Source organism: Corynebacterium sp. HMSC22B11 (assembly GCF_001815965.1).
Classification (GTDB): Bacteria; Actinomycetota; Actinomycetes; order Mycobacteriales; family Mycobacteriaceae; genus Corynebacterium.
In genome coordinates this window covers 1-1,418 of the sequence record NZ_KV823486.1, presented here as the reverse complement: position 1 = coordinate 1,418, position 1,418 = coordinate 1, and the positions used below count along the sequence as shown (strand labels likewise).

1 protein-coding gene and 2 tRNA genes are annotated in these 1,418 nt (G+C 61.0%); all 3 read left to right on the top strand.

What is annotated here, in order from left to right; genetic code table 11:
• Window positions 1–94: 94 nt before the first annotated feature.
• The 3 genes from HMPREF3088_RS04235 to HMPREF3088_RS04225 all read left to right on the top strand — a co-directional run bounded on the left by HMPREF3088_RS04235 (window position 95) and on the right by HMPREF3088_RS04225 (window position 1,313).
• Window positions 95–1,018, top strand: a complete 924-nt coding sequence (locus HMPREF3088_RS04235; RefSeq protein ID WP_083317320.1) for an alpha/beta hydrolase family protein — start codon at window positions 95–97, stop codon at window positions 1,016–1,018.
• Window positions 1,019–1,165: 147 nt separating this feature from the next.
• Window positions 1,166–1,238: transfer RNA gene (locus HMPREF3088_RS04230), tRNA-Glu, on the top strand.
• Between the two features lies 1 nt (window position 1,239).
• Window positions 1,240–1,313 (top strand) — tRNA-Asp (locus HMPREF3088_RS04225).
• The last annotated feature ends 105 nt before the right edge of the window (window positions 1,314–1,418 follow it).

Sequence of the window (1,418 nt, the reverse complement as noted above, 5' to 3'; positions counted from 1 at the left end):
ATTAAACCAGTCCAACTTTCGGGGGCTAGTTCACGCAACCGGGGGATTTGCTACTCCCGAACCAGCGGGCCTGTTGTGCCATAGGTTGGAAAGCATGACGGAATCCAAGAACCATGCCTCTCAGCCACGCGCTGAGGAGAACGGGGAGCCCACATTTGAATCCGCCCGCATCGAATGCGCAGACGGAACCGTGCTGGCTGGTCAGTGGGTGCTGCCCGCCGGTGACGGGCCAGTGCGGAAAGCGGTGGCGTTGCACCCGGCGACGGGCGTGGACATGCACCTCTATCGCAAGTTCGCGGTGTTCCTCGCGGAGCGGGGCTGGGCTGGGCTGATTTACGATTTCCGTGGCACAGGGGAATCCGCGACGCCGGGTGATAAGTCCAACCGCGCGATCCGTATGAGTGACTGGATCGTCAAGGATGTACCCGCCGCCACCCGCGCCCTCAAGGAGCGCTTCCCGGATGCTTCACACGCTGCCGTGGCTCACTCGGTCGGCGCTCATGGAATGCTCGCGACACAGCACGAGGAACCCGTGGAGGCCATGGTGATGATCGCTAGCCACGCAGGCATCACTAGGACGATTCGCACCGTTGCGGAGAGGGCGAAGGTCTGGACCATTTTCAATGTGGTCACTCCGGTGTGCGAAAAACTCATGGGGTACGTGCCCGTCGAGGCCCTCGGGGTGGGCAAAACCATCCCGCTGGGCGTGATGCTGCAATGGCGAAGCTGGGCAGCCCAGAAGCAGTACTTCTTCGACGATCCAGAGTTCGATTTCGCGGAGCGCTTCGCCAAAGCCGAGGGGCCGGTGTTATCGGTGGTCATGGCGGATGACCTCTGGGCACACCGGGGCGCGGTGAATGTCCTGACCGACAAGCTGGTTCGCGCCGACGTCCTGAAACAGGACATCGAAGCGGGGGAGGGGACCGCGAACGGGCCCGTCGGGCACATGGGTTTCTATCGCTCGAAGCACCGGAATCTGTGGCCGGGTGTGGCCGAGTGGTTGGAAGCACACATCTAGGAATTGCGTCGCGCGGCGCGGCACAGTATCTTGTTGAGACGAACCCGGTGGTCATAAAGCCCCTCGTCACACGGCAATTTGGTTGTTGTATAGGGAGCGGGTTAGACTGAGCGAGCTGTTTGAGACGCTTAAAAGCGTTTTGAACGTGCTCCCATCGTCTAGTGGCCTAGGACTCCGCCCTTTCACGGCGGCAACACGGGTTCGAATCCCGTTGGGAGTACGGCCCTGTGGCGCAGTTGGTTAGCGCGCCGCCCTGTCACGGCGGAGGTCGCGAGTTCAAGTCTCGTCAGGGTCGCAAGATCAACCCCAAGCTCTTCGGAGCTTGGGGTTTTTGCTTTCCCACTTTGCTTGCGTTCGGCTAAACCTTGGGTTAAGTAGCAAAAAGTGTGTCTGCCCGGCG

Coding starts and splice junctions, on each gene's coding strand:
- HMPREF3088_RS04235 (WP_083317320.1), top strand. CDS start 95: ATGACGGAATCCAAGAACCATGCCTCTCAGCCACGCGCTGAGGAGAAC.